We start from the raw sequence: 8117 nt of genomic DNA, 5'->3' as shown, positions 1-8117 counted from the left end.
AGAAAAGCATGCCAGTACAGCCGTCCGGTGGGATCGGGTGACCGAGCGACAGTTGAGTGAATCCGGAACCGGCACCGCCCAGGACGTGACCACCGATGGTGGAGTGCGGCGCACCGTGCTGCCCGGTGGGCTGCGCGTGGTCACCGAACACGTGCCCGGCGTGCGCTCGGCCTCGGTCGGCGTGTGGGTCGGTGTCGGCTCGCGCGACGAAGGTCCGACCGTGGCCGGTGCGGCGCACTTCCTCGAACACCTGCTGTTCAAGGCGACCCCCACCCGCACCGCGCTCGACATCGCCCAGACCATGGACGCCGTCGGCGGCGAACTCAACGCCTTCACCGCCAAGGAACAGACCTGCTACTACGCCCACGTCATCGACGAGGACCTGCCGCTGGCGGTCGAACTCGTCTCCGATGTGGTGCTCAACGGGCTGTGCCGGGCCGTCGACGTCGATGTGGAGCGTCAGGTGGTGCTCGAGGAGATCGCCATGCGTGACGACGATCCCGAGGACCTCGTCGCCGACTGCTTCCTCACCGCCCTGTTCGGCGACCACCCCATCGGGCGTCCGGTGATCGGCACCGTCGAATCCATCGAAGGCATGCAGGCCGCCCAGTTGCGCGGCTTCCACCAGCGCCGTTACCGGCCCGAACGCATGGTCGTCGCGGTGGCGGGCAATGTCGAACACGAGCGGGTCGTCGAACTGGTCCGCCATGCCTTCGGCCCGCACCTCGACCCCGCCGCTGAACCGGCACCCCGTCGTGAGGGCAAGTTCCGCGCCCAGGGCGCACCGGGACTCGTGCGCATCAACCGTGACAGCGAACAGACCCACCTCACCTTCGGTGTGCGCGCGTTCGGCAGGCACGAGGGGCAGCAGCGCTGGCCGCTGTCGGTGCTCAACACCGTGATCGGTGGCGGACTGAGTTCGCGCCTGTTCCAGCGCATCCGGGAGGAACGCGGCCTGGCCTACTCGGTGTACTCGAGCGTCGACACCTTCGCCGACACCGGCGCGTTCTCCGTGTCACTCGGCTGCCAACCCGAAAACCTCGCCCAGGTGGCCACTTTGGCGCGCTCGGTGCTCGACGAAGTCGCTGCCGAAGGCATCACCGACGCCGAATGCGCCCGCGCCAAGGGCTCGTTGCGCGGTGGCCTGGTGCTCGGACTCGAGGACTCCGCATCGCGGATGAACCGCATCGGGCGCAGCGAACTCAGCTACGGCAACCACCGCAGTGTCTCGGCGACCCTGGCCCGCATCGACGCCGTCACCACCGACGAGGTCAATGCCATCGCCCGTACCCTGCTCGCCCGACCCTACGGCGCCGCCGTCGCGGGCCCCTACCAGCGGACTCGCGATCTTCCCGCTTCGGTTCGCAAACTCGTCGAGAACTGAATTCCCCTGGAGGCGATGCGGCCTGAGCTCCGGTCTACCGGCCGGGCAGGTCGAGCAGCCGGTCAGTCGAGAACCTGGTAATTGCTCCGGAACAACCCGTGCGGGTCACGAGCGCGTTTGATCTCGCGCAGGCGGTCGATGATGTCGTGGGAAAAGGCATCACGGGCGGTCTGTCCGGGGGTCAACATCGTGAAAGGTGTGCGCCCGATCAGCTCGGGCCCGAGAGCATCGAGGTACTTCTGGGACCGCGCCTGAATTGCCGCCGCATCATCCGGCTTTGTCTGGATCCCGAGAAACCCGATGTAATAGCGCTCGGAGATCGCCGAAGCCGGGGAGTCGGAGGGCTCGGCCAGCGCGCCGCCGAGGTGGCGGATCTGCACACTGAGCAGCGGCGCGACGGGTTCGGCAAGCAGTTTCCCGACCGCCGCATCATCGAGGTCGGCAAGGAAAGCGGCTCGGTGCCTGCTCGGTGTCGGTGTCGACGGTTCGGTGGTGATCGAGTCCAGGGCGGTGAACGCCATGGTGGACCGTGTGTCGGAGACCCGGCCGCCGATATCATCGAACTGTCGCAGCAGCCGTGAGCCTTCGGCCGCGTCCCCGAGGTAGGTGGCGTCGATTCCGACCATCGGCGGTGCTTTGGGGAATTGGAACAGACTGAACCACACGGTCAATTCGTTCGGCGCTTGCCCGGTGACGCTCCGGAACGCCGCCAGTACCTCTGGGGCCCGCTGGACAGGCCACAGCATTCGTCCGCCGTAGAGCGTGGGAGCGGGATGCAGCTCGAGCTCGATCGCGGTGACCAGGGCGAAGTCACCGCCGCCACCACGCAACGCCCAATACAGGTCTGCCTCGGTGTCGGCGGTCGCTCGCAACCGACGACCTTGCGCATCGATGACGTCGAACGCTTTCACGTTGTCAGCCGCCCAGCCGTACTTACGGCCGAACCAGCTCAACCCGCCGCCGAGCGTGTACCCGGCAACGCTGACAGCGCTGGAAGACCCCGGAGCACCTGTTAGGTTCGCGGCAGCCGAGGCGGCTTGAACCGCATTCCAGGAGACTCCGGCGCCGACCCGGGCCGATCGCGCACCGGCGTCGATGCGCAGCTGGTCGAGTTGGTCGGTGCGTACCAGGATTGTCCCTTCGGCAGCCCCTGAGGCCCCGTGACCGATGGGCTGCACCGCCAATGACATGCCGGCACTGTGTGCGTACCGGACCAGAGCGGCCGCATCGTCGGCATCGGCGATGTGGGCGACCGCTCGCACCGACTGATCGATGGTCGAGTTCCACGGCCGCGCGGCGAGGTCGAATCCTTCGTCGCCAGGCAGCAGTATCCGACCTCGAATTGCCGAGCGGAGGTCCTTGCCCGCAGCCGGTGTACCGCCCTCGGCGCCGGCCGAGCATGCAGCCAGCGTCGAGGCCACTGCGACGCCACCACCGAGGGCAAGAAAGTGTCTGCGACTGAGGTCGGAGGGGAGGTTTCGGCCTACTTTTCGTATGCTCATCTCGCGTACTCTTCCTTGACGTGTGGTTGGGACTGGCTGGCTGCCATGGTGATTCGCGGAATAGCGAGCGCGGCCGATGCTCCGGCCATCACGAGGCAGGCACCGACCCACAAGGCGGGTGCGAGACCCGCCACAAACCTCTGCCCGTCCGCGAAACTGCCCGCCGAGATGAATACCGACGACAGGACAGCGACCCCGATCACGCCACCGATCTCGCGGAAGGCATTGTTCGTACCCGAAGCAATTCCTTCGTTCTGTTTGGTGACGGCGCCGAGGACGAGATTGGCGACCGGGGCGAAGAACAGGCCCATTCCGACGCCGCTGATCACAAAAGGCGCGATCAGGGCGCGGTACGAGACAGCGGCGTCGATCACCAGTGCTATCCATGCCAGGCCGATGCCTTGCAGGCCGAGGCCTCCGGCCAGAATGCGCCCGCCGTGCAGTCGGTCGGAGGCGAAGCCTGCCAGTGGTGCTACGAGTGCAGGCATAGCCGTCCAAGGCAGTGTTGCCAGCCCGGCCTCCAGTGGGGAATATCCTTGCGCCGTCTGCAAGAACTGGACGAGCAAGAAGATCGATCCGAACATGCCGACAAACATCAGCAGCGAGGCCAGATTGGTCATCGCGAAGGCCCGATTTCGGAACATCTCGAGCGGCAGCATCGGTGTGTGCGCCCTCGACTCCCAGAAACAGAAGGCGGTAAGGACCACCACGCCGACAGCAAGTCCAGCGACGGCGGTCGGGCTCGTCCAGCCTGAATGCTGACTCGAGATGGTGGCGAATACGATGCTGAACAGGCCGACCGACGACAGTGCGACACCGGTCCAGTCCATACGCGTGAAAGCGCCACGACTCTCCGGGATGAATCGTGGCGTCAGCGCGATGACGGCAATTCCGATAGGGACGTTTATCCAGAAAATCCATTGCCAGGAAATTCCCTGGACAACCGCACCGCCGACAAGTGGCCCGATAGCGATCGCGATGCCTCCGACACCGCTCCAGGCACCGAGCAACAGGCCCCGCCGGCTGTCCGGTACGGCACCGGCCAGCAAAGTGAGCGAAAGCGGAACAACAGCCGCCGCTCCGACGCCCTGCAGTGCGCGCGCCGCGACCAGTACCTCGATCGTCGTCGCGGTTGCCGCAAGGACAGAGGCAGCCGTGAAGATCGTCATCCCGCCGAGAAAGACCTTTCGACGACCGACAGCGTCCCCGAGATTCGACGCCGCGAGCAGCAGAACCGCGAACGAGAGGATGTATGCGTTGACGGTCCATTCCAGGTCCGCCAGGTCGGCACCCAGAGATGTTCGGATCGACGGGAGAGCGGTGATGACAACGAGATTGTCGAGCGAAGTCATAAAGAGGGATACAGCCGTAAGGGCAAATATTCGCGCAACATTTGTACGCTGTAAAGTCATGGTTATGTCCTGTCGGTAACGGAACTCGGTAGCAGCGTTTCTCGGAAACTGACGGTCCGCAGGGAACGCCTCTACGGCTGATGCGTGGCATCCATCGACGCCATCATTTCTCCTGCGGTTCCGATCCCAGCTGTTCGGCGGTACCGTGCCAGAATTCTACGGCGAGTGCCTCGTAACGGAGCCCGAACTCGAGGGTTCGAAGTTCGAGTGGATCGCGTTCAGGGTCGTCGATCATCGAGTTGTACGCTTTGCGGTAACGATCCAGGCGCTCCTGATGCGCCGCCGTTTCCATCGCCGCTACTTCCGCCGAGTTGCTGACCGAGGTGAGGTTTCCGAAGTACAGCTTGAGCAGCCCGCTGTCACGGATTTCGTGGATCGATTCCCCATCGGTATGCCACCACTCGGCCAACCGGGCACGACCGCGCTCGGTGATCGTGTACAACCGGCGGCGCCGTCCGGTCGGTTCCTGGTATTCCGACAGCAGCCCCATATCGGTGAGTCGCGACGGCTCCGCGTACAGCTGGGAATGTGGGAACGACCAAAAGAACCCTATGCATCGTTCGACGCTCTTCTTCATGTCGAACGGCGTGCACGGTCCTATCCGGGCTACGATGCTGAGTACCAAATACGAGGTCGGGCTCAGTTTATCGGAGGTCAAATTCTCTGCATTCCCTTCAGTGCGCCGGTGGCATCACAGCGGCGAGATGCCACCGGCTGGTGTCAGCCGCGTTCTGCGGTAGTTTTCGTCGACTGGCTCGACTACACGGGCTGAGGCAGCGAGGGAACGTCGAGCTGGAATTCCTCGTGCATTTTCTCGACCTGCTTCTTGCCGACGATTGTCTTCATCATAAGATCACGGACTTTCGTCGCGGCAAACCCGTCCCAGGAGGAGATCAAGCCGATCTTCCACGACATCTGCTGCAATGCCTCGCTCTGGGGCCGTCGCGCTGCTTCATAGGCGGCGAATGCGCTGTCGATGCCGAGCTGATCACGGAGGCTGGTCTGGGAGAGCTGGCGTGCCAGCACAATCGAATCGAGGATCGCCTCGCCGGCACCTCGCCCCAGATTCGGTGTCGTGGCGTGCGCCGAGTCACCGAGGAAGACGATGCGACCACTGCTCCACGAGGGGAGTGGCTCGACATCGCGGACATAGTGATGGATGAGCGCGCTCGGGGGCGTTACCTCGATGACATTGCGGACAGCATCGGGGAACACGCTGAATCGCTGGAGCAGATCATCTTTGAGTCGCTCGTTCGGTTCATCGATGGCCAGCGTCGGATTCTTCAGTCCGACCAGCCAGTACAGGTAATTGTCGCCACAATCCCCGATGGCGATCCGGTTCCCGCGGCCGAAATACATCGTGAAGAGATTGGGGCCGTTGGGCGGTTCGCGTCGAGCCAGTGCCCGAACGTAGCGATAGCTCGCCGTGCGGGTGTGGACATCAGGGAAGACGGCGCGTCTGATGCGGGAATTGATGCCGTCTGCCGCGACGACGATATCCGCGCTTTCCTTGTGCCCGTTTTCGAAGGTGACGGTGACGCCCCGCGCATTCTGTTCGACGGCTACCGCCCGGTGATTGAACGAGACCGGCCCCAGATCATCGGAACCGCTCAGTGCGTCGATCAACTCAGGCCGCCTGATCATCACCGGCATCGGCGCGTTGTGCTGTCGGGCCAGGTCGGCCAACGGGGCGCGGTAGAGGGGCGTGCCCTCCGGGTTGAAGAATTGATGCTGATAGACCTCGGCGCCCCGACGGCGGATCTCATCCGCCAAGCCGAGTTCGCGGAAAGCCTTCATTCCCTTGACCCACACCTGGATTCCCGCGCCGACTTCGCCGAAGCTCGCAGATTGTTCGTAGAGATGGGCGTCGAGGCCGACGCGGCGGAACGCGATGCTCGCACACAGCCCGCCGATCCCCCCGCCCAGAATGATGATCTTTCCATTCGACTTGGTCATGTGCTGACTCCGATCACTAGAGTTGCTCAACAGTTCTAAATGTACCATTCCAAACGGACCTTGCCTAGGTTCAGGAAAGGTCTCGACGCCGAACCAGCCACAGAGTCGCCACGGCGAAGATCACGGCGTAGGCGCCGAGTGCTACCAGTGACTCGCTCCGCGACAAGATGTCGAGAACACCTGGCGTATCACCGGCTTCGACGCTGCGCATCGCACCGGCCAGCGAGCCCGCGGCGGTTCCGGGCAGGTGGTCGGTGAGCAATCGAATCGGATCGAAGATGGACGCGACGCCGCGCAAGAGGTTCTCGACCACCAGCACCCACACCAAGCCGAGCCCGACCGCAAGTGCCGGACCACGGGCCAGCGTGCCGATCAGCGCCCCCGCCAGTACCCACATCCCCAGGATGGCTACACCGGCGAGGATCCCGTGGGCGGTCTCGGCGGCACCAGGCATGGTTATCGGCTGTGACTCGACGGCGGCGATAGTCGAGGCCGCGACTAGGTCGACGGCGAACGCGACGCACACGAGGGACACGACTACGGTGGCCAGGGCGATGAGCGAACCACCGATGGTGCTCATGCGTGAAGGGCCCTGTGTGAGAACCGTTTTCCAGGTGCCCCAGCCGTACCCGCTGCCGAGTGTGAGGGCGCCGAGAATCAACACGAGAGCGCCGCCGAACAGTGCCATACCCTGCGTAAATGTCTCCGGAACCGCGCTCGGCGCCATCTGCTGGAGCAGGAGTTGCGGCGGGAGACCGTCCGACATGCGGCTGTCCGCGTCACCCGAGGTATAGGCGAGGTAGGTGAAGATATAGGCGAACGTGACGTTCATCAGAATCCAGCTCCCGAGGATGATCCAGAAGGCGGGCCATCTGCGCAGCCGTCCGAACTCGGCCATGGTGCTTGCGGCGAGGTCCGTCACCTCGTCACCTCTTCCTTCGTCATTTCGAAAAACACGTCTTCGAGCGATCGTTCGTCGGTTCGCAACTCGTGCAGATCGGCGCCGGCTTCGATGACCGCGCGAGCCAGTCGCGCGGATTCGGCCAAACCCTCGACCCGGATCCCCTCGGCAGTGAGCATCGCCGACTGATCCCCGGTCAGCCGCCGCACGGCTTGCAGTGCCACATCGGCAGGTTCCGCGCGGATGAGAAGCGTTGAGTTGCCCCGTAGTTCGGCCACTGTGGATTGAGCGAGCAAGCTGCCGTGGGAGATCACACCGACTCTGTCGCAGATGTCTTGCACTTCGCTGAGCATGTGGCTCGACAGCAGCACCGTGTGACCGTCTGCGGCCAGGGCGACGATCAACTCTCGCATCTCGGCCATGCCTGCCGGGTCGAGACCGTTGGTAGGTTCGTCGAGGATGAGGAGGTCCGGGCGGCCGAGTAGGGCTGCGCCTACACCGAGCCGCTGTTTCATGCCGAGCGAGTAAGTGCGGAACTTGTCGTCGGCGCGCGAGGCGAGCCCGACGCGTGCGAGCACATCCTCGATGTCGTCTTTGCCGAGACCGCGGTAGCGGCCCAGCACGCGCAGGTTGTCCCGGCCCGACAGGTACGGATAGAAGCCGGGGCCCTCGATCAGAACGCCGATGCGGCGCAACGCCTCCGGGTCGCCGGGTGGGTGGCCGAGCACCGACGCCGTGCCCGCGCTCGGACGGATGAGGCCGACAAGCATCCGCAGCGTGGTCGTCTTTCCGGCGCCGTTGGGTCCGAGGAAGCCGTAGATCTCTCCGGGTTCGACACGCATACTGACCGCGTCCACGGCGGTCGCGTTGCCATAGCGTTTGGTCAGCCGTTCGGTGACCACAATGGAATCTCTCATGGCACAAAGCCTCTGACACCAGCCACCGAGACACATCCGCCGAGC

The 8117-nt window shown here is 64.3% G+C and carries 7 protein-coding genes; 1 reads left to right on the top strand and 6 read right to left on the bottom strand.

All coding sequences use genetic code 11. The features are described from left to right. The first annotated feature begins 37 nt into the window (after window positions 1-37). On the top strand, window positions 38-1384 hold the full coding sequence (locus NCO8_RS04220; RefSeq protein ID WP_067636411.1) for a M16 family metallopeptidase: 1347 nt from the start codon (window positions 38-40) through the stop codon (window positions 1382-1384). 62 nt (window positions 1385-1446) lie between these two features. Here NCO8_RS04220 and NCO8_RS04215 read toward each other — a convergent pair whose 3' ends face one another. The 6 genes from NCO8_RS04215 to NCO8_RS04190 all read right to left on the bottom strand — a co-directional run bounded on the left by NCO8_RS04215 (window position 1447) and on the right by NCO8_RS04190 (window position 8072). Continuing rightward, window positions 1447-2709, bottom strand: a complete 1263-nt coding sequence (locus tag NCO8_RS04215) for an FAD-binding oxidoreductase (protein WP_439951667.1) — start codon at window positions 2707-2709, stop codon at window positions 1447-1449. A gap of 173 nt (window positions 2710-2882) precedes the next feature. After that, window positions 2883-4298: an MFS transporter gene (locus NCO8_RS04210; protein ID WP_067636409.1), complete on the bottom strand. Its 1416-nt coding sequence runs from the start codon at window positions 4296-4298 to the stop codon at window positions 2883-2885. A 103-nt stretch (window positions 4299-4401) separates the two neighbouring features. After that, window positions 4402-4923 (bottom strand): PadR family transcriptional regulator, encoded by a 522-nt coding sequence (locus NCO8_RS04205; protein ID WP_281201967.1) that lies wholly within the window; start codon window positions 4921-4923, stop codon window positions 4402-4404. 134 nt (window positions 4924-5057) lie between these two features. Then, window positions 5058-6254: an FAD-dependent monooxygenase gene (locus NCO8_RS04200; protein WP_067636405.1), complete on the bottom strand. Its 1197-nt coding sequence runs from the start codon at window positions 6252-6254 to the stop codon at window positions 5058-5060. A 70-nt stretch (window positions 6255-6324) separates the two neighbouring features. Next, the gene (locus NCO8_RS04195; RefSeq protein ID WP_312032665.1) at window positions 6325-7176 is read right to left on the bottom strand and encodes an ABC transporter permease subunit; all 852 of its coding nucleotides are present in this window, start codon (window positions 7174-7176) and stop codon (window positions 6325-6327) included. After that, on the bottom strand, window positions 7173-8072 hold the full coding sequence (locus NCO8_RS04190; protein WP_067636403.1) for an ABC transporter ATP-binding protein: 900 nt from the start codon (window positions 8070-8072) through the stop codon (window positions 7173-7175). The genes NCO8_RS04195 and NCO8_RS04190 overlap by 4 nt, the downstream gene beginning before the upstream one ends. Window positions 8073-8117: the final 45 nt, after the last annotated feature.

Source organism: Nocardia coubleae NBRC 108252 (assembly GCF_001612805.1).
GTDB lineage: Bacteria > Actinomycetota > Actinomycetes > Mycobacteriales > Mycobacteriaceae > Nocardia > Nocardia coubleae.
The sequence above is the reverse complement of the archived record's forward strand: the minus strand, read 5'-3'. Positions and strand labels throughout refer to the sequence as shown.